This is a genomic window from Marivivens sp. JLT3646 (assembly GCF_001908835.1).
Classification (GTDB): Bacteria; Pseudomonadota; Alphaproteobacteria; order Rhodobacterales; family Rhodobacteraceae; genus Marivivens; species Marivivens geojensis.
Map to the genome: position 1 here is coordinate 1338578 of NZ_CP018572.1, position 16104 is coordinate 1354681.

The window sequence follows — 16104 nt, forward strand, 5'->3', positions numbered from 1 at the left end:
CCGCGTGTGCCTAATATTTAATCATTTGCAAAACTGCTGAATATTTTATCACGATAATCGGCAATTGCGCCTTTCCTAAGCACTTCGAATCCTGCCTTTGCCCACCATCAACGGGAATTCCCAATTCTGGAGGGGACAATGAACGGAGCGGATACCGCCTGGATTCTTGTGGCCACTGCGCTTGTGCTATTCATGACACTGCCGGGCCTTGCACTGTTTTATGGGGGCCTTGTCCGCGCCCGAAACGTACTTAGCGTGTTCATGCACTGCTTCGCAGTTGCCTGTCTGATGAGCATTCTGTGGCTCGTCGCTGGTTACTCTATCGCATTTGGCGGCGAAGGCGCATTTTGGGGCGGTCTGTCGAAGATGTTCCTCACTGGCGTTGATGCTGACACAGTATCGGGCACCATCCCCGAAGTGCTGTTCTTTGCCTTCCAGATGACCTTCGCGATCATCACCCCTGCCCTGATTATCGGCGCATATGTAGAACGTATCGGCTTTGGGTTCGTTCTGGCGTTCTCTGCGGCTTGGATGCTGCTGATCTATGCACCCGTCACCCACTGGATCTGGGGCGGTGGTTTCCTTGCCCAGATGGGCACTGTCGATTTTGCAGGTGGCATCGTGGTTCACGAAACCGCTGGCCTTGCAGCGCTCCTTCTCGCGCTAGTCCTCGGTCCACGCAAAACAAAACACACGCCGCCGCACAATCCGGGCCTCGTGTTCATCGGCGCAGGCATGCTTTGGGTTGGCTGGTTTGGCTTTAACGGCGGTTCAGCTTTGGCCGCAAACGGTTCGGCTGCAATGGCGATCACGGTGACTCACCTCTCGGCCGCGACAGCTTCGCTGTCTTGGGCACTCTGGGAACGCATCAAATTCGGCCGCGCCTCGCTTGTCTCTATTGTGACGGGTTCGATTGCAGGTCTTGCATCGATCACCCCTGCGGCTGGCTCTGTCGGTCCTGTTGAGGCCCTGATCATCGGCGCTATCGCTGGCATCCTCTGCCAAGAAGCAGTTGTCCTGATCCGTGACAAACTGAAAATCGACGACTCGCTCGACGTGTTCGCTGTTCATGGTATCGGCGGTATCTTCGGCACGATCATGCTTGCTGTCTTTGGCGCTGCCTCATGGACCGCTCAGCTAGGCGCTCTTGCAATCGTCGGTATCTTTACCGTCGTTGGCACGCTGATCATTATTTACGTGGTTAAACTGATCTTCCCGATCCGCGTTGATCTTGAGACCGAGACGAATGGCCTCGACCTCTCCGTTCATGGCGAACGCGCCTACGAACTGAACTCCTAAAACGATCAGGGGGCCCGCGTGGCCCCCTTTTCATTTAGTCCTGTACGAATTTCACCGATCCAATAAACGGCAAATTTCGGTTCCGCTGGGCAAAGTCGATGCCGTAGCCGACAACGAATTCATCAGGGATTTCAAACCCAGTCCAATCCGCCTTAAACGGCACCTCGCGACGCGCTGGCTTATCCAAAAGCGCAATCGTTCGAAGCCGCGCTGGTTTGCGGGTTTTGAGGTACTCAGTCACCTTGGACAGAGTATGACCTGTGTCGATGATATCCTCGACCACCAGAACATCGCGACCTTCAATCTGACCGCGTAGGTCTTTGAGGATGCGGACCTCTCGGCTGCTCTCCATACCGTCGCCGTAGGACGATGCCTCAAGGAAATCGACCTCAATCGGCAGTCCAATCTCGCGCACCAAATCTGCGATAAACACGAACGACCCGCGCAAAAGCCCAACGACAACCAGTTTGTCAGTGTCTGCGAACTCTGTCTCAATCACTTTGGCGAGGGCTTCGATACGGGCGGCAATGGCCTTTGCGGAAATCATCTCGTCAATGACATAAGGACGGTTGGGCATCGGTTTCTCCGTTAGTTACGCCTCTTTGTCTGAAAACAGTCCGCCTATGTCAAAGTCGATTTTGACTATGTGGCGAAATGGCCCTCTTGCATCGCGGGCCATGGTCCGTAAGTAAAGACGCGATAAAACCGATGAGGCCACAATGCCAAGCCACGCCGAAACAAAGGTTCTGCCCTACACTGCGCAACAGATGTTCGATCTGGTCGGCGATGTGGCGAGCTACCCAAAGTTCCTTCCGTGGACGGCAGGTGCGCGCATTCGGTCAGTGACTGATCATGGCGATCACGCGGTTATGCTGGCGGACCTCGTGGTGTCGTTCAAAGTGTTTCGCGAAAGCTTTGGCTCGCGCGTCACGCTTTGGCCGGAAAAGATGCAGATCGACACTTCCTACATTGACGGCCCGTTCAAACACTTGAACTCCGTCTGGAACTTTCGCGATGTCGACGGCGGCTGCGAAGTGGCGTTTTCCGTGGATTTTGAGTTTAAGAACAAGCTGCTCCAAGGGGCTGCTGGCATGTTCTTTAACGAGGCAATGTCGCGTATTGTGAAAGCGTTCGAGGATCGCGCGGGCGTTCTATACGCCTAAACGAAAACGGCCCGCCGTAGCGGACCGTCTGAAAGATTAAGTAAGACCCAATTTCTTGTTTCGTGCGTCCCGCAAACGGGCAAAATCGTCGCCTGCGTGATAGGATGAACGCGTCAAAGGTGTCGCTGAAACCATCAGGAAACCTTTGCCGTAGGCCGACTTTTCATAAGAGCTGAACTCTTCGGGTGTGACAAAGGTATCAACGCGGTGGTGTTTCGGCGTCGGCTGGAGGTATTGGCCAATCGTCAGGAAATCCACATCTGCCGACCGCATGTCGTCCATCACTTGCAACACTTGCTGCCGTTCTTCACCCAAGCCAACCATGATGCCCGATTTGGTGAACATCGACGGGTCGAGCTCTTTCACGCGCTGCAACAAACGGAGCGAATGGAAATATCGCGCCCCAGGACGAACCTCGTGATACAGGGCCGGAACGGTTTCGAGGTTGTGGTTGAACACATCAGGCTTCGCCTCAACGACGATTTCCAGCGCCTCAGGTCCACATTTCAGGAAGTCTGGCGTCAGAACCTCGATGGTTGTCTCAGGCGACCGATGGCGGACAGCGCGGATCGTTTGCGCGAAATGCTCCGCACCCCCATCATCCAGATCATCACGGTCCACGGATGTAATTACGACGTGGTTGAGGCCCAGCTTTTGCACCGCATCCGCTACACGACCCGGTTCAAACACGTCTAGAGCGTTCGGTTTACCCGTTGCCACGTTACAGAAGGTGCAGCCACGGGTGCAAATCTCGCCCATGATCATCATGGTGGCGTGACCTTGGCTCCAACATTCGCCAGCGTTCGGACACGCGGCCTCTTCACAGACAGTGGCAAGCTTGTGGTCGCGCATGATCGCGGCGGTTTTCTTGTATCCGTCGGACGTCGGCGCCTTCACACGGATCCACGACGGCTTTTTCGGCTGAGCGTTGTCTGGACGGTGCGCCTTTTCAGGATGCCGCTGATCCGGAATTTTAAGATCGCGCATGGGACCTCCTCCTGAGCGATGATGGAACCGAAATAGTCTCTTTATGATTTGAAAGCAATGAATGGCAGCTATGCGCCATTTGAGGGTTCGGTCTGAATTGTGGCTTGGGTAGAATCATTCTAAACAACCGAAAGATTTGCTGCACTGCAGAGCAACTTTTTAGGAGAGACAGATGAAAGTTGGTTACACGCTTCCCGACGTAACGTTTAAGACCCGTGTTCGTGATGAATCCGTTGGCGGCCCGAACCCGTTCCGCTGGCAGGACATGACAACTGCAGACTATTTCGCGGGCAAGCGCGTCGTTCTTTTCTCGCTGCCGGGCGCATTCACCCCAACTTGCTCGACCTACCAACTTCCGGGTTTTGAAAACGGTTTTGCTGACTTCGCTGCAGAAGGCATCGATGAAATCTACTGCATGTCCGTGAACGACTCGTTCGTGATGAACAAATGGGCGCAGGATCAGGGTCTGAAAAACGTCAAAGTCATTCCTGACGGTTCGGGCGAGTTTTCCCGTCGCATGGGTATGCTGGTACGCAAAGATAACCTCGGCTTCGGTCTGCGCTCATGGCGCTATGCCTGCGTCGTCAATGACGGCGTAATCGAAGCATGGTTCGAAGAGCCGGGTCTCAGCGACAACCACGGTGAAGACCCCTATGGCGTTTCCTCGCCCGAAACCGTGATGGCGTGGCTCAAAGAGGCCAACGCAACCGCAGCAGCCTAAGGCTGACTGACTTGTCGGGCATGGGTCAAAAGCCCCTGCCCGGCATTTGTAAGAATACCCGCCAATTCGGTGAACCATCCATCATCTGTCGTGGTTTCCCGCCGCACCAATGCAAGCGTGCGTTTCGGCTCCGCTCCTTTGAACCGCATCAATGACAGCCCCGATTGCGCGGCCTGTTCGGTTCGAACCGCAATTTCAGGCAGCAGCGTCAATCCGAAGCCTTCGGCCACGAGGCCGCAGAGGGTCGACAGTGACGACGCCCCTAAATCGACACGGCCGCGACCACGTAACCCGCATACCTCAAGCGCCTGATCAGCAAGACAGTGCCCTTCGTCGAGGAGAAGGAGCTGATCAGGGACAATCTCGGTCGGGCGCAGCGCCTCGCCTCGGTCGGCAAGAGCGGCCAGCCGCCCCTTTGATCCAGCCAGCAGAAACCGATCATCAAACAGTGGATGCGCGACGAGCCCCTTTTCCGCGATCGGGAGCGCCATCACAGCAGCATCAAGGCGTCCGCGTTTTAACTCTTCGATCAATCGGTCGGTCTGGGCCTCTCTGATCCGAAGCTCTAGCATCAAATCACGTGCCCGAATTTCCGTAACCGCAAGCGGCAACAGGTACGGCGCAACGGTTGGGATAACCCCCAATTTGAGGCTCCCCGACAAGCCTTTTTGATCACGGACCGCTTTTTCAAGATCTGCAACCTCGGCCAAAATCTGACGCGCGCGATCCACTGCGACCTGGCCAGCCCGCGTTAAACGCACTTCACGCGGAAGACGTTCGAACAGATCGACACCAAGGTTGCTTTCGATCTCTTTGATCTGAAGCGACAACGCTGGTTGCGAGACGTGAACACGTTCGGCTGCCGCAACAAAGCTGCCTTCTTCTGCGAGAGCGATCATATAGCGGAGTTGTTTGAATGTGGTTCGCATCAGGTGAACTTATTTGAAACTCAACTTAGGGCAAGTTTTCATTATCCGATTTTCGGCGCGTACTGGCCCTGTACATCGTAATGCCGCTTTAACCTCTGCAGTGCGATGCGAAGCACGATTTTCCCCGAACGCGCGGCCCAGCCCATTTTTCGTTCCGCTGCCTCTAATCCTTCAAGGTAGCAACAACAGCGCAATGCTACGTCGCCAAGTCCGGGGCCGAGGTCATGAAGGGCCGACAAAACGCGCTGCCCCGCACCATCTAAATGAAGGTTCGTTTCATCTGGAGCCAAAATCAGGGCAGCCCAATCCAATTGGGTGTTTGCCTCAATATTCGCTAGCTCAAAGTCTTCGCGGAGCCGCTCTCCTGCCGTCACCAAATCCCGCGTCAGAAAAGGTTGCCCATCTTTCCCGCGACGACGTGACAGCCCAATCAGCGGACTTTCCGCTATCGTCACACGCCCCGCCATCCGAATGTCGTCAAAGAACCGATCATCCATAGACGAGATGAATGGGCTCTGCTGCTCCGCAAACCCACTGGCTTCGATCATTTGGCGGATTGCAGAACGGCCACTGTTGGTAATCCGATAGCGGACAATGCGGGCTTCGGGATCGTCGCAGCAAATCCAATCGCGCAAGGCAAAGGCCTGCGCGACTGCGCGTTCGGTGACCGCCGTGCGCGTTGTTCCACCGATAGGATCATCTCGCACGACGACCGCCATTTCCATATCGCGAGCAACCGCCAGAACGGCGCCCGTTTCACATAGACGCCGCAGGATCCGGTTCGCTTCATGGGTGATGTGGTCTTCGGTCAGACCATCCGGCTGAGGGTTCGGATCATTGCGCAATTCGACATTCATAAAGGCTGTTTCCCCATCTGACGCTGGTGACCGCGCGGGCATGTGTCCCGCCAGCCGTCTCAGAGCATCATCCACCAACGGATCGTCACGTCGGTTTTCGAACCGTCGTACTTGGCGCAAGATCGTGGAGGCGTGGCAGTCGCTCGCCCGTGCCAAGGCCCGTATCGAGAGCCCCGTTTCGGTATGCGCCAGATAGTTCCGTGCGGCATCGGGCACCCACGCAGGCAGATGCGTGACAATGGCCACCCTTTCAGCAGTTACAGTCATCGTGTTCCCCAGATCGTCCATCCCACGTCAGGGCGCAGCGCCCTTAACACTTTTTCAACCTATAATTGCGTTGGTTACCTAAATGTTAAGGAATCCACGCCATATCATAATGGTTTCAAAAAGATAAATTCTGGTAGCACGACCGAACGCTGGAATTACAACACACGCAACACGGGAAAACCTGTGTCAGGATATTCGAAATTCTGACGCGAAAGGACTTACCGATGTTGGATATCTTTGGAATGGTTGCGGCGCTCAATCGTCCGTCGCTTTTGGTGCGGACCGCGCGATTTGGGGTGGATGATTACAAACGAACAATCCACCTGCCCCGCATTTTGCGTAGCCCATATTTGCCAAAATGCTCTGAGGCTTTGGTCAAACTGTTAGAACTGGAGCGAAGGATGAATGAATATCGGATAGCCGCACGGGCCGAGTATTCGATTGCAAAGCACGTCGAAGTTTTGATCGCTATCATGGCAGAAGCCCGCGACCTACGCGCCAATGCAAAACCCCGCAGCGTTTGAAGCGCTGCGGGGCTGATTGTCTTAGGTGAAGCTGTCGGGCATCGACGCCTTCTTGTTCGCGACATACTCGCGAAGCGCGCTTTCAATAGCTGGATCGAGAACAGGTTGACGGTAGTTTTCGATCATCTTTTCGACGCGGTTCGCAGCGAGTGCGCGGGTGTCACGTGCACCTTCTTCGTCCCAAGTCTCGAATGGCTTGTAGTCAAAGAGGTCAGAGCGCCAGAACGCGGTCTGGAAGTTCGCCTGAGTGTGAGCGCAACCGAGGTAGTGACCGCCAGGACCGACTTCGCGGATCGCGTCCATCGCTTGACCGTTTTCGGACATATCAATGCCGCGGGCCAGACCGTGCAGAGCACCGAGTTGGTCCGCATCCATCACGAACTTTTCAAAGTCGGCAACCAGACCGCCTTCGAGCCAACCACAAGCGTGAAGCATGAAGTTCACACCAGCCATCAGACCCATGTTCAGCGAGTTCGCTGTTTCATATGCCGCTTGAGCGTCAGGCAGTTTCGAACCACAGAACGAACCAGCAGAACGGTACGGAAGGTTCAGACGACGCGCGAGCTGACCAGCACCGTAGGTGATCAGAGCGGCTTCAGGCGTACCAAAGGTCGGAGCGCCCGACCCCATGTCGATCGAAGTCACAAACGCACCAAAGATCACTGGAGCGCCCTTGCGGATCAACTGGCTGTAAGCAACGCCTGCGAGAACTTCGGCCAGAACCTGCGTCAGCGTGCCAGCAACAGAAACCGGAGCCATAGCACCGCCAACGATGAACGGCGAAATGATGCAAGCTTGGTTGTTGCGAGCGTAAACTTCGAGTGCACCCATCATGATGCTGTCGAAGGTCATCGGCGAGTTGATGTTGATGAGCGAGGTCATCACTGTGTTTTCCTGAACGAACTCTTTGCCGAACAGGATTTCACACATCTCAACCGAATCTTGCGCGCGGCTCGGTTCGGTCACAGAACCCATGAACGGTTTGTCCGACAGGGTCATGTGCGCCAGAAGCATATCGAGGTGACGCTTGTTCACCGGAATATCGGTCGGTTCGCAAACGGTACCGCCCGAGTGGTGCAGCCACTTGGACATGTAACCCAATTTCACGAACTTCTCAAAGTCAGCCATGGTCGCGTAACGACGGCCACCTTCGCTATCGCGCACGAACGGCGGACCATAAACCGGAGCCAGAACGAGGTTCTTGCCACCGACTTCAACACTGCGCTCAGGGTTGCGCGCATGCTGGATGAATTTCGAAGGAGCGGTTTTGCACAGTTCACGAGCAAGGCCGCGGGGAATGCGAACGCGTTCGCCCTGAACGTCTGCGCCTGCTGCTTTCCACAGTTCGAGCGCCTCAGGGTTATCGACAAAGTTTACGCCAACTTCAGCGAGAATCGTTTCAGCGTTTTTCTCGATGATTTCCAATGCCTCGTCGTTCAGGACTTCGAGGTTAGGAATGTTGCGTTCGATGTATTTTGCCGTTTCGACGCTGACGGCAGACCGTTCCGCACGACGGGCAGCACCGCCACCCCCACGTCCACGACGACCACGAGCCTCTGCAACATCCGACATATTTATCCCTCCGGTAGGTGTTTGACGTTCAATACCGCGCCAAAAACGCACGAGGTGCGGATTTTGCGTCCTATCGGGGGCAAAAGCGACATTTCCCCAGCGACAATACGCTTGCGGTTTAGCGGCCACGGCCCTATTCCGCAGGCATGACCCAGCATCAACGCCTCCTTATCATCGACTTCGGTTCTCAGGTGACGCAGCTGATCGCGCGCCGCCTGCGTGAGCTGAAGGTTTACTGCGAAATCCACCCCTATCAGTCGGTCACCGCTGAAACCATTCGTGAGCTTGCTCCGAAGGCCGTGATCCTCTCTGGTGGTCCTGACAGCGTGACGCGCGATGGCTCTCCCCGCGCGCCGCAAGAACTCTTTGACATGGGCCTGCCGATCTTTGGTATCTGCTACGGCCAGCAAGTTATGATGGAACAGCTCGGCGGTAAGGTCGAAGCTGGACACCACGCTGAATATGGTCGCGCTTTTGTTACGCCTGCTGAGGGTCACAAAGGCGACGGGATCTTTGCTGGCCTCTTTGGTGAGGGCAAAGAACAGGTTTGGATGTCGCATGGCGACCGTGTGACAAAGCTCGCCCCTGGTTTTGAAGTGATCGGTGTTTCGCCGAACGCGCCTCTCGCCATGGTCGCTGACGAAGCGCGCAAGTTCTACGCCGTCCAGTTCCACCCCGAGGTGCACCACACCCCGAACGGCGCAAAGATGCTGGAAAACTTTGTCAAAATGGCTGGGTTCACTGGCGATTGGACAATGGCGTCGTACCGTCAGGAAATGATTGAAAAAATCCGTGAACAAGTTGGTGACAAACAAGTCATCTGTGCTTTGTCTGGCGGCGTCGATTCTTCGGTCACTGGTATCCTTTTGCACGAAGCGATTGGCGACCAGCTGACTTGCGTGTTCGTTGACCACGGTTTGCTTCGCTTGAACGAAGCTGAACAGGTCGTTGCGATGTTCCGTGACAACTACAACCTGAACCTCATTCATGCGGACGAAAGCGACCTGTTCCTTGGCGAACTCGAAGGCATTTCCGACCCTGAGGTGAAGCGTAAAACCATCGGTAAACTCTTTATCGACGTTTTCCAGAAATATGCAGACCAGATCGAAGGCGCAGAGTTTCTCGCCCAAGGCACACTCTATCCGGACGTGATCGAATCCGTGTCTTTCTCGGGCGGCCCTTCGGTCACCATCAAATCGCATCACAACGTAGGCGGTTTGCCGGAAAAGATGGGCCTGAAACTGGTCGAACCACTCCGCGAGTTGTTCAAAGACGAAGTGCGTGCGCTAGGCCGTGAATTGGGTCTTCCTGATAGCTTTATCGGTCGTCACCCCTTCCCTGGTCCAGGTCTAGCGATCCGCTGCCCGGGTGAGATCACCCGTGAAAAGCTGGAAATTCTGCGTAAAGCGGATGCCGTCTACATCGACCAGATCCGCAAACACGGTCTGTATGATGAAATCTGGCAAGCCTTCGCCGCGATCCTTCCGATGCGCACTGTTGGCGTGATGGGAGATGGTCGGACCTACGATTACGCCGTTGCGATCCGTGCTGTTACCTCGGTCGACGGTATGACCGCGGACACCTATCCGTTCACGCAGGAATTCCTTGGTGAAACGATGACACGCATCATCAACGAGGTAAAAGGCGTGAACCGCGTGTTCTACGACCTCACGTCCAAGCCTCCGGGAACGATCGAGCTCGAATGATCGAACTCACGGGATATATCGATGTCCCTGAAGGGCGGCGCGAGGCAATCGCGGCCGCCCTTCCACTTCATGTAGAACTCACGCGTGCTGAAACGGGGTGTGTGCGGTTCGATGTAACCCCTGATCCCGAAGTTGAGGGCCGTTACAACGTGTCCGAACTCTTTACCGATCGTGAGAGTTTTAATGCACATCAGGCGCGGGTAAAGGCCTCTGCATGGGGTGAGATTTCGGCAGGAATTCGGCGTGAATATTCGATCCGCGAACGAAATGATTTCAAGAAATAAAGTAAACTGAACGGTTTATTTGGTGCGGCTCAGCAACAGATTTGACCTTCTGTCAAATTATCCTCGCTCCTATCCATCTGTTAACCTTCCGTTTACCACGCCCCCTGTTACCTTAAGTCATGAGAAAACATCTTACGCGGCGTCAGAATTGACCGATCAACTTTCGGTTAGCTAACGTTCACGTCATTGGAGAAGGAGACCGTCAGCTTACGTGACGGTAATCAGGGATCAAAAACATGAAAAAGTTTACAGGCGCAGGCATCGCCCTGCTACTCGGCACCACCGCAGCCTACGCAGGCGGCATGGACCGTTCCGGTCAGAGCATCACCGCTCTGTTCGAAGAAGGCACCTACGCAGAGATTTCGTTCGGGTCGATTACCGCCGATGTCACTGGTGCCTTGCGAGCAGGACCAGCCCTCTCGACTGGCGATGTGGCACCAGATTACACCACGTTTGGTTTGGCTTTCAAAACCGATGTAAATGAAAAAGTTTCGTTGGCATTTATCATGGACGAGCCATTCGGAGCGGGAATTTCTTATGGAGCTGGCTATCCGTTATCTGGCGCAGAAGCTGACGTGTCGTCGAGTGGACTGACATTATTGGCGCAGTATCACATCAATGAAAACTGGAGCGCTTATGCAGGTCCGCGAGTTATTTCTGCCGAGGGTTCATATACAGCTCCGTTGGAAGTGATTACCTATAGTTCGTCATACTCGAAGGGTTCGGATACTGGTTATGTTATTGGTACTGCATATGAAATTCCAGAAATCGCGCTTCGCGCATCAGTTACTTACTCATCTGCCACCGAACTTTTCCTTGAAGGCACCAATGGGAATGCAACAGCGAAAGCTCCTCAGTCTGTAAACGTAGACTTTCAAACCGGTGTAGCAGAAAACACCCTTGTATTCGCTTCAGTAAGATGGGCCGATTGGTCTGAGGCCGAAATAACCGACTCGACCCTTATGGGAATTTCTCCAGTATTGGGAGTATTAACTGATTTTCGTAACCGCGATACCTATTCATATACATTAGGCGTTGGCCGAAAATTTAGTGAAAACTTTTCTGGCCTTGTCTCAGTAGGATTTGAAGAAACAAGTGGCCAGGAAGGTGGTCAATTGTCTGCAACGGATGGTTACACGAGCCTTTCAATCGGTGGCGCTTATGCCTTCGAAAATGGGATGGAGCTCTCTGGTGGCATTCGTAAAGTTTGGCTTGGCGATGCAATTACAAAACCGGTGACAACAACAAATCCTGCTTTTCCAGGCTCTTCTTTCACCGACAACTCGGCAACCGCAATCGGTCTGAAGCTGGCGTATAACTACTAATATCAGCCGATAAAATTCTCAAAGCCCCGCCATTGTGCGGGGCTTTTTTGTGTGGTTTTGTCTTTTTGATCAAATATCGAGGCACCGATGACTCCGCAGATGCGACTATCACCTAAGGCATGGGGCATGATCCTCATTTTGGCGCTGATTTGGGCCGGATCGTTCCTTGCCAACCGGGCCGCACTTGAAAGCATCGGCGTTTACACGACAGTTGCGTTTCGGGTCACAGGCGGGGCGATGGTGCTCTGGATTTGGATCTATGCCAGTGGCGCGAAGGTTCCGCGACAGGCCCGATATGTTCCGATATTTCTTATGCATGGGCTCCTGAATAACGCCCTGCCCTTTACCCTCATTGTTTGGGGACAACAGTTTATTGACAGTGGCTTGGCGAGCATTCTTAATGCAACGACCGCGCTCTTTACTGTGCTATTGGTGACGATTGCCTTTGCCGATGAGCGCCTCACGCTGAACCGTTTGGTCGGTGTGCTAATCGGCTTTGCTGGCGTGGTTGTGGTGATCGGTTTCGACGCATTTCGTAACTTGAACCTCAGTGCGCTGGGGCAATGGGCGATCCTTGGGGCGTCGTTGTCTTATGCTTTGTCGGCTATCATCTCGCGCCGCACCCTGCGTGGGCTCCAACCTGAAATAGCAAGCGCCGGAATGCTGACAGGTGCGGGCCTCATTATGATCCCCCTCGCCCTTTGGACCGACGGCATGCCTGATTTTGCCTACAGTGGTCGTAGTATCGTGGCGGTTCTCTACCTCGCGATCATGGCGAGTGCGGTGGCCTATCGCCTTTACTACATTGTCCTGACAACCGCGGGCGCAGGTAACCTGAGCCTTGTGACGCTTCTGATCATCCCCTTTGCAATCTGCCTTGGTGCCGTGGTTTACGGAGAAACACTGGACTGGCACGCCTATGTGGGCTTTATGGTGCTGACGCTGGGGTTGGTCGTTCTTGACGGGCGGCTGCCGATCGGCAAAACCCCAAAGCCATAAGCCCGATCAACGAACCGGACACCATGATTTACGAGACCGCAGACGACTGGCGCAATGCGCCCAACAAACACATCCTCCTGTTCGGCATGTCCGGACTGGGCAAGACTTATGTGTCTAACCTTTTGCGCGATCAGGGAGAATGGTTCCACTACAGCGTCGATTACCGCATCGGCACGCGGTATATGGGCGAATACATCGCTGACAACGCCAAGGCCGAGGCGATGAAGGTGCCGTTTCTACGTGAGCTCCTGATGTCGGATTCGATCTACATTGGGTCAAACATCACGTTCGAGAACCTGTCACCTGTGGCCTCTTACCTCGGCAAACCTGGTGATCCGAATAAAGGTGGCGTGCCAATTGATGAGTATCGCCGCCGTCAGGATCAGTTCCGCCGTGCCGAAATCGATGCGTTGATGGACACGAGCTATTTCATTCGCCGTGCACAATCGCTCTATGGCTATCCGAATTTCATATGCGATACGGGTGGATCAATCTGCGAATGGGTCGATCCGGAGGACGCGAACGATCCGATTATGACGACTTTATCCAAGGAATGCCTCTGCGTCTGGATCGAAGGCTCTGATGCGCATATCGATGAACTTTGCCGTCGGTTCGACAAGGCGCCTAAACCGATGTCCTACCAGCCAGAGTTTCTGACCAAGGCATGGGCCGATTATCTGGCCGAAAAATCGGTGTCGCCTGACGACGTGAACCCCGACGATTTTATCCGCTGGACCTACCGCAAGGCGCTCGACCATCGTCAGCCGCGGTATCGCGCCATGGCTAATCGCTGGGGCATCACGGTGAAGGCCGAAGATATCTACGCCGTCCGCTCTGCCGAAGATTTCCAAGAGCTGATCGCCCGCACCCTTGAGGCTCGCGCTTAACGGGACTACATACCGCCTCTCATCACTATCAGGACTAGACCAATGCCTATTAAACTTCCCGCCAACCTTCCTGCCTTCGACGTTCTGACGAACGAAGGTGTGATGGTCATGTCGGATGAGCGGGCAGCCAAACAGGATATCCGTCCTCTGCGGTTTGGTCTGTTGAACCTGATGCCCAAGAAAATCCAGACAGAGAACCAGTTCGCGCGTCTGTTGGGGGCAACCCCGATTCAGATCGAACTGTCGCTGATCCGGATGTCAGAGCACGAGACCCGCAATACGGCTGCCGAACATATGGCTGAGTTTTACCGACCCTTCCAAGAGGTGAAGGCCAGCGGCGAGAAATTCGACGGCTTGATCATCACAGGCGCACCCATTGAACATCTCCCGTTCGAAGAGGTGACCTATTGGGACGAGTTGAAAGAGGTCTTTGAATGGACCCAGACCAGCGTGCAATCCACCTTTGGCGTTTGCTGGGGTGGCATGGCAATGATCAACTATTTCCACGGTGTGCAGAAACACATCCTGTCGGACAAGGCTTTTGGCTGCGTGCGTCACACCAATTGTCAGCCCGCATCGCCTTACCTGCGTGGGTTCTCTGATGATCTGGTGATGCCCGTCAGCCGCTGGACCGAAATGCGCCGTGATGAAATTGAACCGATCGATGGGCTCAATATTCTGCTTGATAGCGCAGAAACGGGACCTGCACTGGTCGAAGATCCCGCGCACCGTGCTCTCTATATCTTTAACCACTTCGAATACGACAGTGGCACACTCAAAGAAGAATACGACCGCGATGTTGCCGCCGGTAAACCGATCAACGTGCCTGCGAACTACTACCCTGACAATGATCCGTCGCGGACACCTCAGAACCGGTGGCGGAGCCATGCACACCTCCTCTATGGCAACTGGATCAACGAAGTTTACCAATCGACGCCATATGATCTGAACGACATTGGGAAATAACGTGAAGGCGGTCCCAGAGGCCGCCTTTTTTGTGTCGATTGAACTACGCAGTCTTGCCCGCCATAGTGGTCCAAAAGACGGAGCAAGACATGGAACTACCTTTCGACGGAGCCATCAGCGCATTCTTTCAAAACGACGCACCCAAAGAGGTGCGCAAAGCCATTGAAAGAGCTGAGAAGAACGCAATTCTGGACGCCTCTTTTCCCTATGATGAGGAAATGAAGAAAAAGGATTACGAGGACGAAATGGAGGCACTCCAGATCGAACTCGTCCGATTGCAGAACGCGATTAAGGAAAGCGGTGACCGTATTGCCATCGTGTTCGAAGGCCGCGATGCGGCGGGAAAAGGTGGCACCATCAAACGGTTCCGCGAAAATCTGAACCCCCGTGGTGCACGTGTGGTTGCGCTCTCCAAACCGACCGAGGTCGAGGCGGGTCAATGGTATTTCCAGCGCTACGTTGAACAACTTCCGACCGCTGGTGAAATCGTCTTCTTTGATCGCAGTTGGTATAATCGTGGCGTCGTCGAAAAGGTCTTTGGGTTCTGCACCGATGAACAGCGGGACAAGTGGTTCGAACAGGTTATCCCGTTTGAACAGATGCTCGTCGACGAAGGGATTAAGCTCTTTAAGATCTGGCTTAACGTGGGGCGTGCTTCGCAGCTTCAGCGGTTTCTTGAACGTGAAAAAGACCCGCTAAAGCAGTGGAAACTTTCGTGGATTGACGTTGAGGGCCTCAAAAAATGGGGCGCGTATTCCGATGCAATCGGTGAAACCTTGACCCGAACCCATACCGAACAGACGCCGTGGACTGTGGTTCGCTCTGACGACAAAAAACGCGCACGATTGAATGCGATCCGTGCAGTCTTGACCCAGATCGACTATCACCGCAAAGACACCGACAATATCGGTCAGATCGACCCGAAAATCGCAGGCGGACCCGACATCTGGAATGGTTAAACGCGGCTATCATCATGGCAATTTGCGCAGTGCGCTGATCGATGCCTGTCTCAAGTTGATTGAGGAACGGGGGCCGACAGGTTTTACCCTGTCCGAGGCCGCACGTGAGGCAGGTGTAACCCCTGCCGCCGTTTACCGCCACTTTGACGGTCGCGAAGCGCTGATCGCAGAAGCGGCCCGCCAAGGGTATGAGATTTTCGGCGACCTGATGGAGCATGCCTATAACAAAGGTCAGCCTACCGCTTTGGCTGCGTTTGAAACGACCGGCCGTGCCTACCTCGCCTTTGCGCGGAAGTTCCCTGGTCATTACATCGCGATGTTCGAAAGCGGAGTATCGATCCAGCGCGATCCTGCGCTCGCTGCAGCGTCTAAACGTGCGCTGGGTGTCATGGAAAAAGCCGCCGAAGACCTAAGTCAGCACATCCCCGCTGACCGCCGCCCACCACCCCAGATGTTCAGTGCGCATATCTGGGCCATGAGCCACGGCGTTGTCGAGTTGTTCGCGCGAGGGTCCCCTGGGACCAAATCACCCTTTCCGCCTGAGGATCTGCTCGAAACGGGCATTGGGGTCTATTTGCGCGGGTTGGGTTTGTTACCGCCTGACAGCTGACACAAATGAAAAAGGGCACCCGAAGGTGCCCTTTTCCGTAAGTCGCAGG

Annotated in this window: 17 protein-coding genes; 12 read left to right on the forward strand and 5 right to left on the reverse strand. The window is 54.6% G+C overall.

Translation table 11 applies throughout. The features are described from left to right. The first annotated feature begins 138 nt into the window (after positions 1-138). Complete coding sequence (locus BSK21_RS06620; protein ID WP_067545058.1) at positions 139-1299, forward strand: ammonium transporter; 1161 nt, start codon at positions 139-141, stop codon at positions 1297-1299. A 34-nt stretch (positions 1300-1333) separates the two neighbouring features. Here BSK21_RS06620 and hpt read toward each other — a convergent pair whose 3' ends face one another. Beyond that, on the reverse strand, positions 1334-1876 hold the full coding sequence (gene hpt / locus BSK21_RS06625; RefSeq protein WP_067545061.1) for a hypoxanthine phosphoribosyltransferase: 543 nt from the start codon (positions 1874-1876) through the stop codon (positions 1334-1336). 142 nt (positions 1877-2018) lie between these two features. On the opposite strand from hpt, the gene BSK21_RS06630 reads away from it, so the two are divergent. Further along, positions 2019-2462 carry a type II toxin-antitoxin system RatA family toxin gene (locus BSK21_RS06630; protein WP_067545065.1) on the forward strand — a complete coding sequence of 148 codons (444 nt, stop codon included), beginning with the start codon at positions 2019-2021 and terminating at the stop codon, positions 2460-2462. A 36-nt stretch (positions 2463-2498) separates the two neighbouring features. Here BSK21_RS06630 and lipA read toward each other — a convergent pair whose 3' ends face one another. Then, positions 2499-3449 (reverse strand): lipoyl synthase, encoded by a 951-nt coding sequence (gene lipA, locus BSK21_RS06635; RefSeq protein WP_067545068.1) that lies wholly within the window; start codon positions 3447-3449, stop codon positions 2499-2501. 172 nt (positions 3450-3621) lie between these two features. On the opposite strand from lipA, the gene BSK21_RS06640 reads away from it, so the two are divergent. Then, complete coding sequence (locus BSK21_RS06640) at positions 3622-4170, forward strand: peroxiredoxin (protein WP_067545071.1); 549 nt, start codon at positions 3622-3624, stop codon at positions 4168-4170. Here BSK21_RS06640 and BSK21_RS06645 read toward each other — a convergent pair. Further along, positions 4167-5099 (reverse strand): hydrogen peroxide-inducible genes activator, encoded by a 933-nt coding sequence (locus tag BSK21_RS06645; protein ID WP_067545074.1) that lies wholly within the window; start codon positions 5097-5099, stop codon positions 4167-4169. The genes BSK21_RS06640 and BSK21_RS06645 overlap by 4 nt on opposite strands. Before the next feature lie 41 nt (positions 5100-5140). Continuing rightward, entirely contained in the window at positions 5141-6223 is a 1083-nt protein-coding gene (locus BSK21_RS06650) for a DUF6456 domain-containing protein (protein ID WP_067546526.1), read from the reverse strand. A 224-nt stretch (positions 6224-6447) separates the two neighbouring features. Here BSK21_RS06650 and BSK21_RS06655 point away from each other — a divergent pair, with 224 nt between their 5' ends. Further along, complete coding sequence (locus BSK21_RS06655; RefSeq protein ID WP_067545077.1) at positions 6448-6747, forward strand: DUF6477 family protein; 300 nt, start codon at positions 6448-6450, stop codon at positions 6745-6747. Between the two features lie 21 nt (positions 6748-6768). On the opposite strand, the gene BSK21_RS06660 is transcribed toward BSK21_RS06655, so the two are convergent. After that, positions 6769-8319, reverse strand: coding sequence for a trimethylamine methyltransferase family protein (locus BSK21_RS06660; RefSeq protein ID WP_067545080.1), 1551 nt, complete (start codon positions 8317-8319; stop codon positions 6769-6771). 146 nt (positions 8320-8465) lie between these two features. Between BSK21_RS06660 and guaA the strand changes: the two genes are divergently transcribed. From guaA to BSK21_RS06700, 8 genes are all read left to right on the forward strand, one after another. After that, positions 8466-10025: a glutamine-hydrolyzing GMP synthase gene (gene guaA, locus BSK21_RS06665; protein ID WP_067545083.1), complete on the forward strand. Its 1560-nt coding sequence runs from the start codon at positions 8466-8468 to the stop codon at positions 10023-10025. After that, on the forward strand, positions 10022-10309 hold the full coding sequence (locus BSK21_RS06670) for a putative quinol monooxygenase (protein ID WP_067545086.1): 288 nt from the start codon (positions 10022-10024) through the stop codon (positions 10307-10309). Before guaA ends, BSK21_RS06670 begins: the two co-directional genes overlap by 4 nt. A 236-nt stretch (positions 10310-10545) precedes the next feature. Next, on the forward strand, positions 10546-11634 hold the full coding sequence (locus BSK21_RS06675) for an OmpP1/FadL family transporter (protein ID WP_067545088.1): 1089 nt from the start codon (positions 10546-10548) through the stop codon (positions 11632-11634). 99 nt (positions 11635-11733) lie between these two features. Further along, positions 11734-12633: a DMT family transporter gene (locus BSK21_RS06680; RefSeq protein ID WP_232230454.1), complete on the forward strand. Its 900-nt coding sequence runs from the start codon at positions 11734-11736 to the stop codon at positions 12631-12633. 23 nt (positions 12634-12656) lie between these two features. Then, positions 12657-13520 (forward strand): ATPase, encoded by an 864-nt coding sequence (locus BSK21_RS06685; protein WP_067545093.1) that lies wholly within the window; start codon positions 12657-12659, stop codon positions 13518-13520. A gap of 42 nt (positions 13521-13562) precedes the next feature. Further along, a complete protein-coding gene (metA, locus tag BSK21_RS06690) occupies positions 13563-14486 on the forward strand; it encodes a homoserine O-succinyltransferase (RefSeq protein WP_067545096.1) in 924 nt (307 codons plus the stop codon). Between the two features lie 89 nt (positions 14487-14575). Continuing rightward, positions 14576-15445, forward strand: a complete 870-nt coding sequence (ppk2, locus tag BSK21_RS06695) for a polyphosphate kinase 2 (RefSeq protein WP_067545100.1) — start codon at positions 14576-14578, stop codon at positions 15443-15445. Further along, positions 15438-16055 carry a TetR/AcrR family transcriptional regulator gene (locus BSK21_RS06700; protein ID WP_067545103.1) on the forward strand — a complete coding sequence of 206 codons (618 nt, stop codon included), beginning with the start codon at positions 15438-15440 and terminating at the stop codon, positions 16053-16055. Before ppk2 ends, BSK21_RS06700 begins: the two co-directional genes overlap by 8 nt. The last annotated feature ends 49 nt before the right edge of the window (positions 16056-16104 follow it).